The following is a 16732-nucleotide window of genomic DNA, read 5'->3' on the forward strand; positions in this document are numbered from 1 at the left end:
TGAGGCTGGCCGCCCGCGATGGCGCTACCGCACTTCCCAAGCCGAGGAACCGGGGCCCTCCGACATCTCCAACCCGATGGAGCGGGGCAATGAGCCCCGGGAAGCACAAGGGTGGGAGTGCATCGCCTCGGGGAAGGCCCGCCTAGAGCACCCGCGTTACCGTCATGAACCCGCCGCGCTCGGCATTTGCCGCGCCGATGGCAGCCTCCGACCCAAGCACAGCGACATGCCCCTCCCTGGCGACCACTTCGAGCAGATCCGCCATGGCGCGGAAATCCTTCGCGGTCGTGCCCAGCACCTGCTCGCGGCGCGTCTGGCGCGCCTCGTCGGTATCCCCGGTCATGACGCGCACCATGGCCGAATACCCCTTGGCATCGGGCAGCATGTAGCGGTCGATAGTGCCGATCGTGCCGATGATCGAGCGTGTGAGTTCGGTCTCCCCGATGGCCTGGCGCAGGAAGCTGGGCGTATTGTCGTAGACCGCCAGCGTCCCGAGAAGGTTCGGGTCGCGATAGGAGCTGAAGGCGAGGCTCCCGGTGAGGAAGTCGTAGCCGATGCTCGAGCCATAGGCACCGCCCAGCACGCGCACCTTGTCCCAGAGATAGGTGGTCTGGGTGTGGCGCAGCACGACCGCGATCGAGCCGGAATGGCTGTAGCCCAGGTCGAAGAGATTGGCGCCCTTGGCGACGTAGTTGACCTGCCCCGGGAAGGTGAAAGCCTCGTTGCGCGGCGTCAGAAGCGGAGACCACGCGCCAGTCGAGCCGGTTGAGACCGGCAGCCCCTTGAGGAAGGCTTCGAGTTCGGGCCGCGCCCCCTGCCAGATCGCCGCATCGGCGGTGATATTGGCGATGGCCGAGGCTCGAGCGAACAGCAGTTCGCGGATGCGCTCGAGCTTGGCCTGGACCGCGGGCCAGTCGTTCTGCACTTCATCGACCAGCTTGCGCAGGAAGAAGAGCTGGGTGATGCCGCCCATCTGCTCGGACGCCCAGTCTGCTTCCCGCAGCGCGGCGCTGATGCGGCTGGACATGAGGCCCGACCCGGCTCCCGCCAGCCGCCCCTCGAAGCCGGCCTTGTTCTCGAGCACCATCTGCTTGATGCGCTCGTGGTTATCCAGGCGTGCCGTGTGGATGATGTCGGCCATGATGGCCAGCATCTCGGAGACCTTGTCGGGCACCGCCTTGCCGCGCATCACCAGGTAGGCGGCGGTGCCGCCATCGACGCGCGAGGAAATCACCTGGCCCGGCGCGATGCCGCCGGTCGACCGGCCGATGCGCTGGGAGAGCGAGACGAAGTCCTGGTCCTTAGTGCCCGTCTGGAGCAGCGCTCGCGAGAAGATCGGCATGTAGGGCAGGAGATCCGCCGGCAGCACGCTCATGTCGAAGGCGAGATCGAGATAGAGGATGCCATTGGTGGCAAGATCGTGGGTCAGCACGCGCGTATCGGCGACCCGCTCTTCCTCGGTCGGGATGACCTTCCCTTCACGCGGCAGGTCGGCCAGTTGCAATGCCGGGAGCTTGGCCAGCGCCTCGGGAGCATCGATCGCCTCCTGCAGCGTCTTGAGTTCGTGCGTCTCAGCGATCGCCGCCTCGATGCCGGCATGGTCAAGCTCGGCCCGGTGTCCGGCCAGCCGCTCTTCCTCCTGGCGCGCCTCGCGCTGGCCCTGGCCGGGATCGGCCGTGAGGATGACCGTCGTGCGGTGCTGGTTTTCCAGCAGCAGGGTCTTGATCATATCCTCGAAGATCGGGCGACCGGCAGCGAGGTCCTGCTTTAGGGACGTGAAGGCTTCCTCGAAGGCCAGCGGGGTCAGAGGATCGTGGCCATGCAGCCAGGTGCGCATCGATCGCAGCATCAGCGAGATGCCGCGCGGCAGGCTGCCGGTATTGTTCTCGCGCAACGCGAACTCAATGGTGTTGAGCGAAGCCTCGATCTGGAGCGGATCGATGCCGCCCTCGGCCAGGGTCTTGAGGTTATCGAGGATCATCGGCTCGACCTTGGCCAGGTCGGCATCGGCAATGCCCTTGAGCCCAAACGTGGCGAAGGGCTGGAGGTAATCGTCCGAGAAGCCGCCCCCGGCAAAGCTCTCGCCGAGCCCGGAATCGGTCATGGCCTTGCGCAGCGGCGCGGCGGAGGTTCCCACCAGAACGTGCTCGAGGACATCGAGCGCCAGGCGCGCCTTGGGGTCGACGATCTCGTCGAGCATCCAGTTGACGGTCACCATGCCGGTGCGCTTGCCCGGCTGTGGCTCGCCCGAGGCATAGGTGCGCTCGACGCGCCGCGGCTCGGCAAAGCGCGGCTGCGGGCTCACCTGGGAGGTGACCGCCGCCTTGTCGAACTCGGAGAACACCGCATCGAGAATGTTGAGCCGTTCCTCCGGATCGTCGTCGCCATAGAAGAAGGCGCGGGTGTTGGACGGGTGGTAGAAGCGCTCGTGGAACGCCTTGAAGTCCTCGTAGGTGAGCTCAGGAATGACCTTGGGATCTCCCCCCGAACTCACGCCATAGGCGTTGTCCGGATAGATCGAGCGCTGCGAGACATCGCGCAGCACCGCCTCGGGCGAGGAATAGACGCCCTTCATCTCGTTGAAGACCACGCCCTTGTAGATGAGCGGCGCATTGCCGCCATCGAGCTCATAATGCCAGCCTTCCTGCTTGAAGGTGTCTTCCGAAATCAGCGGATGGAAGACGGCGTCGAGATAGACATCGACGAGGTTATAGAAGTCGCGCAGGTTCTGGCTGGCCACCGGATAGGCCGTCTTGTCCGGAAAGGTCATGGCGTTGAGGAAGGTGTGGAGCGAGCCCTTGAGCATCTCCACGAACGGCTTCCTCACAGGATACTTGCGGCTGCCGCACAGCACCGAATGCTCGAGGATATGGGCCACGCCCGTCGAGTCGGATGGCGGCGTCTTGAGCGTGACACCGAACACCTTGTTCTCGTCGTCGTTGATGAGTGAAAGCACTTCCGCCCCGGTCTTCTTGTGGCGGTAAAGACGCGCCAGCGAATTGACCTCGGGGATGGTCTGCTCCTGGAGCAGCTCGAAAGCATGGTGCTTCAACATGATGGGGCTCTCAAAAACGCGAACGAAACCAAGATGTAGGGGCTAGGGCGCCGATCCGCCAGCCCTGTGCGCTCTTGCGGCAGCGAGGAGCGCGATCACTTCCTCGTCGCTCGTCTGGGGAAAGTGCACGTAATGCTCCCCCACCGAGCTGAAGGGCTGCGGGGTATCGAGGCAAACCACCGCATCGGCCAACGGCCGCAGCGACCTGAGCACATCGGCAGGCGCCACCGGCACGGCGAGGACCACCGCAGCGGCCCCCGAGGCGGAAAGCCCCTTGAGCGCGGCTCGCACAGTGCCGCCCGTGGCAATGCCGTCGTCCACGAGGATAACCGTGCGCCCCGTCAACGACGGCAAGGGACGGTCGCCCCGGTAAAGCGCGCGCCGACGCTCCATCTCGGCGATCTGGTGCATGCGCTCGGTTTCCAGATAGGCACCCGAAGGAGCAACCGCAGCCATCACATCCTCGTTGAGCACCACCTGCGGCGGATCGCCCTCCACCAGTGCGCCGACGCCCAGTTCCTCGTAGCCCGGCGCGCCGATCTTGCGCACGATGAGGACGTCGAGTGGCGCTTCGAGCGCTTCGGCCACGGCGTACCCCACCGGAACGCCGCCGCGGGGCAGCGCCAGCACGATGGGGTGGCGGTCCTTGTAGCCCAGCAGGGCCCTGGCGAGTGCCGCCCCGGCAGCGCGGCGGTCCTGGAAGAGTCGACCGCCGGACGTCATCTCAGATCTGCCCGCGCACGTTCGGGCGCACCTTTTCGATATACCACCCGGCCAGCTGCTCGTGGAGCTCGCGCGACAGTGGCGGACGCGCCGCGGCGGCGACATTGTCGATCAACTGCTCGGACTTGGAGACGCCGGCGATGACGGTGGAAATGGGGGCGTAGTCGAGGATCCAGCGCAGCGCCATCTGCGCCATGGTCCAGCCCTGCGGCACGAAATGCTTGAGCTCGTCCGCCAACGCCACGCCGGTCTCGAAGGGCAGCCCCGAAAAGGTCTCCCCGACATTGAACGCCTGTCCGTCGCGATTGTAGTAGCGGTGATCCTGGGCGGCGAAATGCGTCGCCAGCCCGAACTTGCCCGAGAGCAGTCCGCTGGCCAGCGGCAGGCGCACGATGATGCCGACGTCGCGGTCGCGTGCCGCCGGCAGCAATTCCTTGGCGGCATCCTGCCGGAAGATGTTGAAGATGATCTGGAGGGTGGAAACGCCCGGATGCTGGAGGCAGATCAAGCCCTCCTCGACCGTCTCCACGCTGGCCCCATAGAACCTGAAAAGGCCCTCGGCCTGCAATTCGTCCATCCAGCCGAAGACATCGCCCTGCCGCATCACTTCGGTCGGGATGGTGTGGAGCTGGACGAGATCGAGCACCTCGACGCCCAGCCGCCGCGCCGAACCGGCCAGGCTCTCCTTGATCGCCTGCTTGGAGTATTTGTCCGGATAGAGCGTGCCCGAACGGCCGACCTTGGTGGCGACCGTCACCCCCGCCTTCGCCGGGAAACTGCGCACCCGGCTCTCGGAAAGCCCGGAACCGTAGACGTCCGCCGTATCCCAGAAATTGACGCCCAGCGCATTGGCCTTGGCCATGATCTCGGTCGCCATGTCATCGGACATGGGTCCGAAATCGCCGCCCAATTGCCAGAGCCCCAGCCCGATCTCGGAAACTTCGAAGCCGGTCTTACCCAAGCGGCGCTGCTGCATGTCGTTCCTCTCAAGCCATGATTCGCTCCCCTCATGCGGTCCGAATGCGGCGTTCCGATGAGGAAGACGAAAATTCTCGTCCCGCCCGAACGTTAGGACGCCTGAGGATCAAATGAAATATGGGGCGGGCCACCCACCCTCGCTCCCTCCCCACAAAGGGAGGAATAGAGGGTTGGGGGACCAGAGAATCGGGCCCGTCTACGCCCGCTCCCTGGTCGCGAAGAACTCGACCTTGGGATAGTCCTGCTGCATGCGGGTGAGCCACCAGTTGCTCTGCGCCAGGTAGATGGGGTTGCCATCCTTGTCCTCGGCCAGGGTCGAGCGGTTGGCGTCGATGAACTTCTTGAGCTCGGCCTTGTCTTCGGCCGCCACCCAGCGGGCCAGCTCGTACCCCACGCTCTCGAAGGCGATCGGCACGCCGTATTCCTTCTCGATGCGCGATTGCAGCACTTCGAGCTGCAGTTGACCGACCACCCCCACCAGCCAGTCCGCGCCGATCATGCGCCGGAACACCTGAGCTACGCCTTCCTCGGCAAGGTCGGATAGCGCCTTGGCAAGCTGCTTGGCCTTGATCGGATCGGTCAGGCGCACGCGGCGAATGATTTCGGGTGCGAAATTGGGAATGCCCGTGACCTTGATCGCCGCCCCTTCGGTCAGCGTATCGCCCACCGAGAGCGTGCCGTGGTTGGGAATGCCCACGATGTCCCCAGCCACCGCCTCTTCGGCCAGTTCGCGGCTCTGCCCGAAGAAGAACATCGGGTTGGTCACCGCCATGTCCTTGCCCGAGCGCACGTTTTTGAGGCGCATGCCGCGCTTGAACGTGCCCGAGGAGAGCCGCACGAAGGCGATGCGGTCGCGGTGGTTGGCGTTCATGTTGGCCTGCACCTTGAACACGAACCCGGAAACCTTGTTGTCCGAGGGCTGGATGGGGTTGGGTTCGGCCGGCTGGGGGCGCGGCTCGGGCGCCCAGGTGCCAAGCGCCATCAGGAGTTCGGCCACGCTGATGCTCTTGAGCGCCGAGCCGAAGATCACCGGGGTCAGGTGCCCTTCCAGATAGGTTGCGCGGTCGAAGGCCGGATAGCCCGAGAGCGCCAGGTCAAGCATCTCGAAGGCGCTGGCGAAGACCGGATCGGCAAGATAGGTCTCGTCGAGCATCAGGTCCTCGACATCCTCGAACGTCTCCAGCACCTCCCCCGAGGGGGAGAGCAGGCGCTTGCCGATGAGATCGATCGTCCCCTTGAAGTCGACGCCCTGCCCGACCGGCCAGACGACCGGCGACACGTCGAGCGCCAGCGTATCGGCGACGGTATCGAGGATTTCGAGCGCGCCCAGACCCTCGCGGTCCACCTTGTTTACGAAAGTGATGATGGGAATGTCGCGCAGGCGGCAGACTTCGAAGAGTTTCAACGTCTGGCTTTCGATGCCCTTGGCCATGTCGATGACCATGATCGCCGCATCCACCGCCGTGAGCGTGCGATAGGTATCTTCCGAAAAGTCCGAGTGGCCGGGCGTATCGAGAAGGTTGAAGGTCAGCCCGTCATGCTCGAACGTCATCACCGAGGAGGTGATCGAGATGCCGCGCTGCTGCTCGATCTCCATCCAGTCCGACCGGGTAGCGCGCATGCTGGCGCGCCCGCGCACGGCGCCTGCCTGCTGGATGGCGCCCGAGGCGGCCAGCAGCTTTTCGGTGAGCGTGGTCTTGCCGGCGTCCGGGTGCGAAATGATGGCGAAGGTGCGCCGCGTCTGATACGGGGCCAGGCCCGTGCGGGCAGTTGCGGTCGCGGTGGCGGCGGTCATGGCAATTCTGGGCTTTCGTCGGGAAGGCGCTCCTCCTAGACCGAATGGCCCTTCCGTTCAAGCTTGCCCTCGTGCGTGGAACCGGCGATGAAGCCGCATGCCGCTCCTTTCGCCGCTCCCCATCGATGCCGCCCTGCCCCTGCTTCTCGCCGCGCTCGAGGCCGGGCCGTTCGCCGTGCTCGTCGCGCCGCCGGGCGCCGGCAAAACCACTCGCGTGCCGCTGGCATTGCTCGATGCCCCGTGGCGTGGCGATGGCCGCATCGTCATGCTCGAACCCCGCCGCCTCGCCGCCCGCGCCGCCGCCCGCCGCATGGCGCAGACGCTGGGCGAGGAAGTCGGCGAAACCGTCGGCTACCGCGTCCGCCTCGACAACAAGATTACCAGGAAGACGCGCATCGAAGTCGTCACCGAAGGCGTCTTCACCCGCATGCTGCTCGACGATCCCGAACTCACCGGCATCGCCGCCGTACTCTTCGACGAATTCCACGAGCGCAGCCTCGATGGCGATCTGGGGCTCGCCTTGGCGCTCGACGCTGCCGCCCTGCGTGAAGACCTGCGGCTCCTGGTGATGTCGGCGACGATCGACGGCGCCCGGGTGGCGCGCCTCCTCGGCGATGCGCCGGTCATCGAAAGCGAAGGCCGCGCCTTCCCGGTCGAGACCCGCTATGTCGTCCCAGATCCACTGGCCCGCCTCGAAGATCAGGTGACGGCAGCCACGCTCGAGGCCATGAACAGCGAGCCCGGCTCCGCCCTCGTCTTTCTGCCCGGGCAGGCCGAGATCACCCGCACCGCGGAGCGCCTTGCCGGCAAGGTGCCCGCCAATACCGACATCGCCCCGCTCTATGGCCAGCTCACCCCAGCCGAACAGGATCGCGCCGTCCAGCCCGCCCCACGCGGCCGCCGCAAGATCGTGCTGGCAACCTCGATCGCGGAAACCTCGCTCACCATCGAGGGCGTGCGCATCGTCATCGATTCCGGCTTTCGCCGCGTCCCGACCTATGAGCCCGCCACCGGCCTCTCCTCGCTCGAAACCCGCCGCGTTTCCCGCGCCGCCGCCGACCAGCGACGTGGCCGCGCCGGCCGTACCGAACCGGGCATTTGCTTTCGCCTCTGGAACGAGGGGCAGAATTCGGCGCTCGACGCCTTCGACACGCCCGAAATCCTCGCCGCCGACCTTTCCGGGCTCGCCCTCGACCTCGCCTCCTGGGGCGTCACCGATCCCAAGGCGATGGCCTTTCTCGATTCCCCGCCCGCTCCGGCCTGGAGCGAAGCGGTGACCTTGCTCAAAGGGCTCGAGGCCCTCGACGCGCAGGGTCGCATCACGCCCGAAGGTCGAGCCCTCGCGCGCCTGCCGCTCCATCCGCGCCTCGCCCACATGGTCCATTGCGCCGCCGGCGAGAACGACGCCCTCACTGCCGCCGAGATCGCCGTCCTCCTCGGCGAACGCGGCCTTGGCGGCGCCGGCATCGACCTAGCCCACCGCCTCGACCGCTTCCGCCGCGAATCCGGCCGCCGCGCCGAGGAGGCGCGCAATCTCGCGCGCCGCTGGGCCGCCCTCGTCGGCAACAAATCCGGCAGCGGCGAAGACGCCGGCCGCCATCTCGCCCGCGCCTATCCCGATCGCGTGGCGCAGGCCTCGGGCGCGCGCGGTCGCTTCCGGCTCGCCAATGGCCGGGCCGCAAGCCTTGAAGAGACCGACGCCCTGGCCGCCGCGCCTTATCTTGTAGTGGCCGATCTCACGGGGAGCGCCGCGAACGGCCGTATCCGCGCGGCGGCCGCCATCGACCGGGCAACGATCGAGGAATTGTTCGCCGGCCAGATCACCAGCGAAACCGTGCTCGCCTTCGACAAGGGCGCCAGGAGCCTGCGCGCCCGCCGCATCCGTCGCCTGGGCGCCTTGCGTCTCACCGAGGAACCCCTGGCCGTGCCGACAAGCGAAGAGGCCGCGCGCCTCCTGGCCGCCGGACTGGCCGAAACCGGCATCGCCGCCCTGCCCTGGAGCAAGGACCAGAACGCGCTGCGCGCCCGCAGCACCTATCTGCATCAGACCCTGGGCGATGCCTGGCCCGACCTTTCGGACCCCGCCATTGCCCAGGATGGTGCCGCCACCCTCGCGCCCTACCTCTCTGGCCACGCTGGACTAGCCGACCTTTCGGCCGACGACCTAGCCGGGTTCATCGAGGAAGTGCTCCCCTGGGCCAGGCGCGCCGAGATGGACAAGCTGCTCCCCAGCCATTTCGCCGCCCCCTCCGGCTCGAACCTGCCGATCGACTATGCCGGTGAGAACGGCCCGACCCTTGAGATCCGCGTCCAGGAGCTCTTCGGGCTTGACCGCCATCCTGCCGTCGCCGGGGGCAAGGTGCCGCTCTTGCTGGTGCTGCTTTCGCCGGCTCACCGCCCCATCCAAACCACCCGAGACCTCCCCGGCTTCTGGCGCGGATCGTGGAAGGATGTCGCCAAGGACCTCAAGGGGCGCTATCCCAAGCACTACTGGCCGGACGACCCCCTGGCCGCCCAGGCGACGGCGCGCGCCAAGCCGCGCGGCACCTGACCGATCCGAACCGCAAGAGCGAGAATCACCTCATGGCCACCCCCACCAAGCTCGTCGTCATCATAGCCTTCGACAAAGGCGAAGACGGCGAACTGATCCCCGCGTTCGAGCCACGCGAGATGCAGAGCGAGTCCCGCGCCATCAGCGAGGCGCGCCAGCTCGCTCAACGCCATGTCGGGGTCATCGCCTGGTCGCGCGACGCCGACCCCGCCATGGGCGATTACGGCCCGCCGGTGGAGCTGTTCCGTCACGGGGAGGTGCCGGACCTCGACTGAGGCCTCCCGACGAACCGCCTCGATTGCCTGCATTTTTCGCCCGCGATAGGTTGTTCGCCCGAGACGGTCGAGACGGTGCGGCGATGCAGACAGAGCAGGGCGTATTGCGCCTTTCGATCACGGCCACGTTCCTCGTCGCCGCGATCGGCATCGTCTTCGGCCTGCTTTCGGGCTCCTACGCCATCGTCTTCGACGGCGTTTACGCGCTGACCGATGCCATCATGACGGTGCTGGCGCTCCTCGTGGCCCGGCTCATCGCCTCCTCCACCAGCGAGGACGCCGAGAGCACCTGGCTGGTCAAGCACTTCACAATGGGCTTCTGGCACCTTGAGCCGATGGTGCTCGGCCTTAACGGCATCATGCTGACGGGCGCCGCGCTCTACGCCTTCATCAACGCCGTCGGCAGCATCGTCCATGGCGGGCGGACGCTCGATTTCGACAATGCCATCGCCTATGCCGCGATCACGCTGGCCATGACCACCACCATGGCCGTCTACGCCTATCGCGCCAACCGACGGATCGGCTCGGATTTCGTGGCGCTCGACGCCAAGAGCTGGGTGATGTCCTCGGCCATGACGGCGGCGCTCCTCGTGGCCTTCGTCTTCGGCCTCTTCATCCAGGGGACGAGCCTTCAGTGGCTCTCGCCCTATATCGACCCGGTGGTGCTGGCCGTGATCTGCGTGGTGATCATCCCGATCCCGCTCGGCACCATCCGCCAGGCGCTGGCCGACATCCTCTTGGTCACCCCAGCCGACCTAAAGGCACATGTCGATGGCGTCGCCCAGGACTTCGTTGAGCGCTACGGCTTCCTCTCCTACCGCGCCTATGTTGCCCGCGTCGGTCGGGGCCGCCAGATCGAGCTCTATTTCATCGTGCCCCACGACCGTCCCGCTGCCCGCCTGGAGGAATGGGATCGCATCCGCGACGAAGTCAGCGCCGCCCTCGGCCCCGATTCGCCCGACCGCTGGCTAACCATTGCCTTCACGACGGACCCGGAATGGGCCGATGGCGTGAGCGTGGCGGCGGCCTGAGAAGCCGCACGCCTCTCAGGCGATCCGACGCGGTTCGCCCCTGCGGAACGGCTTCCTCGCCTTGTCGGCATAAAGGGCCTTGTCGGCCTCCACCACGACGTCGAGGTCATTCTCCTCCGGCGCACGCTCGGCAACGCCGACGCTGGCAGAAAGCCGGATCTCCTCGCCGGCGAAATCGAATGGCGTTGCCGACACGCTCGCACGCAAAGCCTCGGCGAGGCGCAATGCCTCGCCATACGCCGTTCCGGGGAACACCACGCAGAATTCATCGCCACCGAGGCGTCCGACGAAATCGGTCGGGCCCACCCCGCCGCTCAGGAGCCGCCCAAGATGCGCCAGCGCCCGGTCACCCGCGGCATGGCCATATCGATCGTTGAGCGGCTTGAAATCGTCGAGGTCGAAAAGCGCGACCGAATAGACTTGATCCCCCTGCCTGCTCAGTTCCGCCAACCGTATCTGAAGCCCGCGACGATTGGCGACCCCGGTAAGCTCGTCCGTCTCAGACAGATGCGCGAGCCGGGTCTGCAGGCGATCGATCATCATCAGGGCAAAACCCAGGTTCCATACCGCGCCGCTGAAGACCGTGCAGAGCAGCGCATAGGAAGCGAGCGCGTAGTAGACCGGAAACGCCATTATCCCGGTCAACACACTGATGTTGGAGCCGATGACCATAAGCTGGCCGAGCATTGCGACCGCGAACGCGACGACCGCCACGATCGCGCCGACACCCGGCTGGCGAAAGCGTAGCAAGTGCCGAATGGAAAGCCCCATGACCGTTGCTTGCCCGGCCGCATAGACCACGGCGCGGCCACGGTCGAACTCGAAACAGGCGATCATCGCGCAGGCGGCCAAGGCGGCAATGGCAAGCGCGAGCTTCTGCCCGCCGGCCTGGCCATCGAACCGGCGCAGCCCGATCCAGAACTGGGCGAAGCCCAGGATGATGAGCACGTTTCCACCGATCGCCGGCACCGGCGCGCCGGCATTGCCCTGAATGGCCAACACCGCTCCACCGACGACCGTCAGCCCCATGCCCAACAACCAGTAGAGGGCCGCCGGATTGGGTCTATAGCGATACGCGAACGCCGCCCAGACCACGCACACGGTCAGAGAATTGAGGAAAATGACGATGTAGAGCGTCAGGAAATCAAGACTAGGCATCGGACCACCCGTTTTCGGCCGGACCGATACGGGGCGAACCCCTAAGCCGCTGTAAATTCGGGCCGCCAAGTTGACGCGATCCCGTCCCGGCACGCCGCCACAACGCCGCTGGCCTAGCCACCAACACCCTGGACAATCGCCGTCGATTTTAGATGAAATGGTGGGTGCGACAGGGATTGAACCTGTGACCCCTGCCGTGTGAAGGCAGTGCTCTCCCGCTGAGCTACGCACCCGCGCCTGTACCCGGCGAGGAAAGACTTGAGAGAATGGTGGGCGTAACTGGGATTGAACCAGTGACCCCTACGATGTCAACGTAGTGCTCTCCCGCTGAGCTATACGCCCATCTCTCAAGAGCGCGGCCGGTGCAGCACCTGCCGTTGCCGCGCGATAGACCATAAAACCCCTTTCGCGGTCAAGGGGTCAATGGCGGACTTTTCACCGTGTGGAAATCAAGCCGCCAGAAGCCGCTCCACCTCGTTGACCAGGTCCTTGAGATGGAAGGGTTTGGAGAGCACCGAAGCGTCGCGCGGCGCGTCGCTGTCGGGGTTGAGCGCCACTGCCGCAAAGCCGGTGATGAACATCACCTTCAGGTCCGGATCGAGCTCGGTGGCGCGGCGGGCCAGCTCGATGCCGTCCATTTCCGGCATCACGATGTCGGAAAGCAGCAGGGAAAAGGGTTCCTCGCGCAACCGCTCATAGGCCGAACGGCCGTTGTCGAACGACACGACTTCATAGCCGGCATTCTTGAGCGCGCGCGTCAGGAACTGGCGCATGTCGTTATCGTCTTCGGCGAGCAGTATCCGCTTCATCGAATCCTCGTGAAAGGGCTGGGACTCTGTGGGGTCATATGTACTGCATGCGGCTATTTCTTCAATCACGCAAGGCGTAGTGCCCTCAGAAATTGTGATTGCTAGACATTCAGCCGCACGGGAGGCAAACTGGAAGGCAAATCGCGGCAAGCGCTTCGGCCCGTGGAGGAAATATACGGTGCAGTCCGACTACTGGGACAAGCCAGCCTTTGAAACTATCCGGCCGCGCCGGCTGACGGCGCCCCTTGTGTTCAACTCGGGCCACTCGGGCCGCGACTATCCGCAGCGCTTCCTCGAAATGACCCGGCTCGACCACCTTTCGATTCGCCAGTCCGAGGATGCCTTCGTCGACGAACTGTTCGGCCGTGCCCCGCACCTGGGGACCCCGCTCCTGCGCGCCCATTTCCCGCGTGCCTATCTCGACGTCAACCGCGAGCCCTGGGAACTGGACCCCCAGATGTTCGAGGAGCCGCTATCGGACCGCTACAACACCACCTCCCCGCGCGTGGCCGCCGGGCTGGGAACGCTGGCGCGCGTCGTAGCCGAGAACAAGCCGATCTACCGCGATAGGCTGACGCTCGATGATGCCTGCATGCGCATCGAGGGCATCTACCTGCCCTATCACGCCACTCTGCAGAAACTGCTCAGCGAAGCCCTCACCCAGTTCGGCGTGGCCGTGCTGGTCGATTGCCATTCCATGCCGCGCCTGGCGCGCAGCGGCGACAAGGCCGCGCCCGATATCGTCCTGGGCGATCGCTATGGCACGGCCTGCGCCCCGGTGCTGATGGACCTGATCGAAACCGTGTTTACGAGCGCGGGCCTGCGCGTGGCGCGGAACCGCCCCTATGCCGGAGGTTACGCGACCCGCACCTATGGGCGGCCACAATATGGCGTCCACGCCGTCCAGATCGAGATCAGCCGGCACCTCTATATGAATGAGGTCACGCTCTCCAGGAACGAGAGTTTTGACGCCGTGCGGCAACTGGTCGAAAAGCTGATCTTTGCGCTGATCGGGCTCGACCTGACCCTGCTCGCCACCAACAAGGCGGCCGCCGAGTAGGCTCTCCACAAAGGAAGAGCGCCGGTTGTGGCGCGGCGCTCCAGTCAAGGGAGGAAACGTGGGACGCCTGCGATACGCTTGGAGGTCCAGAGCCAGTCGCGAGCTTCCCGCCCATCATGCCTCTCTGGGATGAACCCAGTTGCCGAGTCGATCAAGTGCGCAGTGATCCCTAGCCAGCAAGTTACCATTCGTTGTTGCAAAAATGATCCACGCCGACTAACGGCATTCAGCGCCGTTTTGCCGCCCACCTCTTTGAGAAAAGCACACCCATGACTGGCAACAATTCTGCCCGCCCGCTCCTGGCCGGCCTCGAGCCCGCGCAAATTCTTGAGACCCTGCTGGCCGCCGCCGCCGCCGCTGCGCGCGAAACCCTGCCGCGCTTCCGCAGCCCCCTGGCCGTGGAAAACAAGCTGGCGGGCGGCTTCGACCCCGTCACCGAGGCGGACAAACAGGCCGAAATCGCCGTTCGCGACCTGATCGCCGCGCGCTTTCCCGATCACGGCCTGATCGGGGAGGAATGGGACCCAAAACTCTCGGACAATCCCTGCCAGTGGATCATCGATCCGATCGACGGCACGCGCGCCTTCATCTCGGGCGTGCCGGTCTGGGGAACACTGATCGGCTTCATGGTTGATGGGCGGGCCCAGGCCGGGCTCATGGCCCAGCCCTTCACCGGCGAAACCTATGTCGGCCTGCCCGGCCGCTCGATCTACCGGCGCGGCGTGGAGGAAATCGTGCTCAGGACCAGCGCCGTAACCGAGATCGGCCGCGCCAAGCTCTCCACCACCACGCCCGATCTCTTTGTGCAGACCGGCACGCAGCGCCCCTGGGACGCCCTTCGCGCCCAGGTGCTCCAGACCCGCTACGGGCTGGATTGCTACGCCTATTGCCTGCTGGCGGCGGGCCATATCGACCTCATCGTCGAGCCCGGCCTCAAGAATGTCGACATCGCCCCGCTGGTGCCGATCATCGAGAATGCCGGCGGCATCGTGACGACCTGGGAAGGCGGCGCGCCCGAGGAAGGCGGCAATTGCATCGCTGCGGCAACGCCCGAACTCCATGCCGCGGCCATGGCGGTACTCCGGGCTGCCTAGGCCTCAGCCCGCGCGTATTTCCCCCGCCACCGTGATTTGGATACACTACCCTTTGCGGGGAAAGCAGGGAACAACGCCCCGTTCGACTAGCCGCTCTGCTCGGTGATGAACGCATCGAACGCCGCCAGCGCTTGGCCACGAATCGCGTTGGATTCCATGAAGAGCTCATGCTGCGCCCCGGCGATCACCACATGGCGCCCGGTGCGCATGCGCAGGCCCATTTGCTCGATGGCCGGAGTCGAAACGATGCGGTCGCGCGCCGCCGCCAGCATTAGGACAGGGATTCGGACCGAGCCCGGAAAGCGGTCGCGCGCCGCTTCCCCCATCATCTCGGTAGCCGCGGCCACCCACCGGATGGTCGGCGTTCCCGCCCCCAGACCCGGCTGGGCCTTGAGAATTTCGGCCGTGCGCAGATAGCGCCCGGCATCGCCGGTCAGCGGATTGCCGGGGAACGTCTTTTCCGACATCGCCCGCTCGCCGCGCCCCGGCACGGGGAACTGCCCGAGCCCGATGAAAGAGAGCGCGTTGGCGAGGCGCGCCATTCCGACCATGCTCAGCGGCTGGCCATCGAGCGCGATCATCGGTGCCGAGACGAACATGCGGTCGAACATCAGCCGGTCGCGCCGTCCGGCGTCGAGCGCCACGAGCCCGCCCATCGAATGGGCCACCAGGTAGAACGGCGGCGGGCAATCGGGCAGCAGGATCTCGGCGTGAAAACTGCGCAGGTCCGTCCAGTAGTCCTCGAACCGGTCGACATAGCCGACCCGCCTGTTCCCGATCACGCGGTCCGATCCGCCCTGCCCGCGGAAATCGAAGGTCGCTACGGCGAAGCCGCGAGCCTGGAAATCGGCGACGGTCTCGAAATACTTCTCGATGAACTCGGAGCGCCCCTGCAGGATGCAGACGGTGCCGCGGTGTACCTCACCCTTGCGCGGGAACAGCGCATAGCGCAGCCGCGCATTGTCGCTCGTCACGAAATAGCCGGCCCGCACGCCTTCCGGCACCGGGTTGGACGGCACGACCGCAAGCGGTGGCCCGTTGGGATCGACGACGACGTTCATTGCGCGAACCTTGCCACGTTCGGGCAAGCTTTAGGGCTCCGGACAAAGAAAAACCAGCGCTCCGGGATGGAAACGCTGGTTTTTCCTCTGATGGCCCGTCGAGCGGGGGGCGGGGTGACGACGGGCGCATTTCGATGTGCAGGATCGACTGCACGATCAAAGTCTTGCGCCCCTGCGCCTGAACCGGGCCCGAGGCGGTCGTTCAGAATCCGTTCATAAAACTGGCGCGGGCCCCCTCTTGAAGCGCCGCCGGGGTTACCTAAATCTTTGTTGTCCGCCGGAAACGACCGGGGACCGGCACCTCGCCGCCCATGCTCGCCTATAGAGGGAGCGCCATGGCGGGACGCCGAAATCCACGTTGCTCACAGGAGAATGTGAACCATGCAGACCATTGATTTCTCGCCCTTTTATCGTTCGACCGTCGGCTTTGACCGGCTGTTTTCGCGCCTGGACAATCTCCAGGAGGCCAAATCCTACCCTCCCTACAATATCGAGCGCGTCGGTGAAGACGCCTATCGCGTGTCGATCGCCGTGGCAGGCTTCGCTCAGAGCGACATTGCCATCGAGAGCAAGGAAAACGGCCTGACCATCAAGGGCGCCAAGGCTCCGGAAACCGCTGAAAAAGCCCGTGAATTCCTGCACCGAGGCATTGCCGAGCGCGCTTTTGAGCTGCGCTTCCAGCTTGCCGAATATGTGGAAGTCACCGGAGCCAATCTCGAGAACGGGCTGCTCCATATCGAGCTCAAGCGCGTCCTGCCCGAGAGCAAGAAGCCGCGCCAGATCGCGATCAACACCGGCACGAAGTCGCTCGAAGACCAGGCCGCCGTCAACTAAGCGGCCCATCATCCCGAAATATGACGACGAGGCGTGGACCCTTGCGGTCCGCGCCTTTTTTGCATTTCCGGCGCCTTATTTCCTACATTTCCTATTCACAGTTGGGCTTCTCCTATTCTCTGCGTCAAAAAAGTGACCCTTGCCGCTTGCAGCACGGAAAAAAATGTGTAAACCTCCGGGAATAGGACAGCACTGTTGTCCATAAACAGCGGATCGGCGGAGGTTCTCCCGCACCGCTATAGGAAAAGGGGCATGAACCATGGAACCTTCGAAACGGTAGCCCCCGTCCTGCACCCGCGGCTGACCGG

At 65.4% G+C, this 16732-nt stretch carries 13 protein-coding genes and 2 tRNA genes; 6 read left to right on the forward strand and 9 right to left on the reverse strand.

Annotated features, from left to right (window positions below; all coding sequences use genetic code 11):
• Positions 1-142: 142 nt before the first annotated feature.
• The 4 genes from FNA67_RS18290 to FNA67_RS18305 form a co-directional block, all read right to left on the reverse strand.
• A complete protein-coding gene (locus FNA67_RS18290; protein WP_147657443.1) occupies positions 143-3055 on the reverse strand; it encodes an insulinase family protein in 2913 nt (970 codons plus the stop codon).
• 42 nt (positions 3056-3097) lie between these two features.
• Entirely contained in the window at positions 3098-3778 is a 681-nt protein-coding gene (locus FNA67_RS18295) for a phosphoribosyltransferase (protein ID WP_147657445.1), read from the reverse strand.
• 1 nt (position 3779) lies between these two features.
• Positions 3780-4754: an aldo/keto reductase gene (locus tag FNA67_RS18300; protein WP_147657447.1), complete on the reverse strand. Its 975-nt coding sequence runs from the start codon at positions 4752-4754 to the stop codon at positions 3780-3782.
• A 198-nt stretch (positions 4755-4952) separates the two neighbouring features.
• The gene (locus FNA67_RS18305; protein WP_147657449.1) at positions 4953-6551 is read right to left on the reverse strand and encodes a peptide chain release factor 3; all 1599 of its coding nucleotides are present in this window, start codon (positions 6549-6551) and stop codon (positions 4953-4955) included.
• A 97-nt stretch (positions 6552-6648) separates the two neighbouring features.
• On the opposite strand from FNA67_RS18305, the gene hrpB reads away from it, so the two are divergent.
• The 3 genes from hrpB to FNA67_RS18320 all read left to right on the forward strand — a co-directional run bounded on the left by hrpB (position 6649) and on the right by FNA67_RS18320 (position 10408).
• A complete protein-coding gene (gene hrpB, locus FNA67_RS18310) occupies positions 6649-9102 on the forward strand; it encodes an ATP-dependent helicase HrpB (protein ID WP_147657451.1) in 2454 nt (817 codons plus the stop codon).
• 32 nt (positions 9103-9134) lie between these two features.
• Positions 9135-9377: a hypothetical protein gene (locus FNA67_RS18315; protein WP_147657453.1), complete on the forward strand. Its 243-nt coding sequence runs from the start codon at positions 9135-9137 to the stop codon at positions 9375-9377.
• Between the two features lie 83 nt (positions 9378-9460).
• Positions 9461-10408, forward strand: coding sequence for a cation diffusion facilitator family transporter (locus FNA67_RS18320; protein ID WP_147657456.1), 948 nt, complete (start codon positions 9461-9463; stop codon positions 10406-10408).
• 15 nt (positions 10409-10423) lie between these two features.
• Here the strand turns inward: FNA67_RS18320 and FNA67_RS18325 are convergent, their stop codons facing one another.
• The 4 genes from FNA67_RS18325 to cpdR form a co-directional block, all read right to left on the reverse strand.
• A complete protein-coding gene (locus FNA67_RS18325) occupies positions 10424-11566 on the reverse strand; it encodes a sensor domain-containing diguanylate cyclase (RefSeq protein ID WP_147657458.1) in 1143 nt (380 codons plus the stop codon).
• Positions 11567-11724: 158 nt separating this feature from the next.
• Positions 11725-11799, reverse strand: a tRNA-Val gene (locus FNA67_RS18330).
• Between the two features lie 34 nt (positions 11800-11833).
• A tRNA-Val gene (locus FNA67_RS18335) sits at positions 11834-11908 on the reverse strand.
• A 107-nt stretch (positions 11909-12015) separates the two neighbouring features.
• Positions 12016-12375: a cell cycle two-component system response regulator CpdR gene (gene cpdR / locus FNA67_RS18340; protein ID WP_049706506.1), complete on the reverse strand. Its 360-nt coding sequence runs from the start codon at positions 12373-12375 to the stop codon at positions 12016-12018.
• 178 nt (positions 12376-12553) lie between these two features.
• Between cpdR and FNA67_RS18345 the strand changes: the two genes are divergently transcribed.
• Entirely contained in the window at positions 12554-13435 is an 882-nt protein-coding gene (locus FNA67_RS18345) for an N-formylglutamate amidohydrolase (RefSeq protein ID WP_049706507.1), read from the forward strand.
• A 269-nt stretch (positions 13436-13704) separates the two neighbouring features.
• Positions 13705-14529, forward strand: coding sequence for a histidinol-phosphatase (hisN, locus tag FNA67_RS18350; protein WP_147657460.1), 825 nt, complete (start codon positions 13705-13707; stop codon positions 14527-14529).
• 86 nt (positions 14530-14615) lie between these two features.
• On the opposite strand, the gene FNA67_RS18355 is transcribed toward hisN, so the two are convergent.
• On the reverse strand, positions 14616-15590 hold the full coding sequence (locus FNA67_RS18355; protein ID WP_147657462.1) for an alpha/beta fold hydrolase: 975 nt from the start codon (positions 15588-15590) through the stop codon (positions 14616-14618).
• A 381-nt stretch (positions 15591-15971) separates the two neighbouring features.
• On the opposite strand from FNA67_RS18355, the gene FNA67_RS18360 reads away from it, so the two are divergent.
• Positions 15972-16424 carry an Hsp20 family protein gene (locus tag FNA67_RS18360; RefSeq protein ID WP_049706510.1) on the forward strand — a complete coding sequence of 151 codons (453 nt, stop codon included), beginning with the start codon at positions 15972-15974 and terminating at the stop codon, positions 16422-16424.
• Positions 16425-16732 lie beyond the last annotated feature (308 nt).

This window comes from Youhaiella tibetensis (assembly GCF_008000755.1).
In the GTDB taxonomy this organism is placed as follows: Bacteria; Pseudomonadota; Alphaproteobacteria; order Rhizobiales; family Devosiaceae; genus Paradevosia; species Paradevosia tibetensis.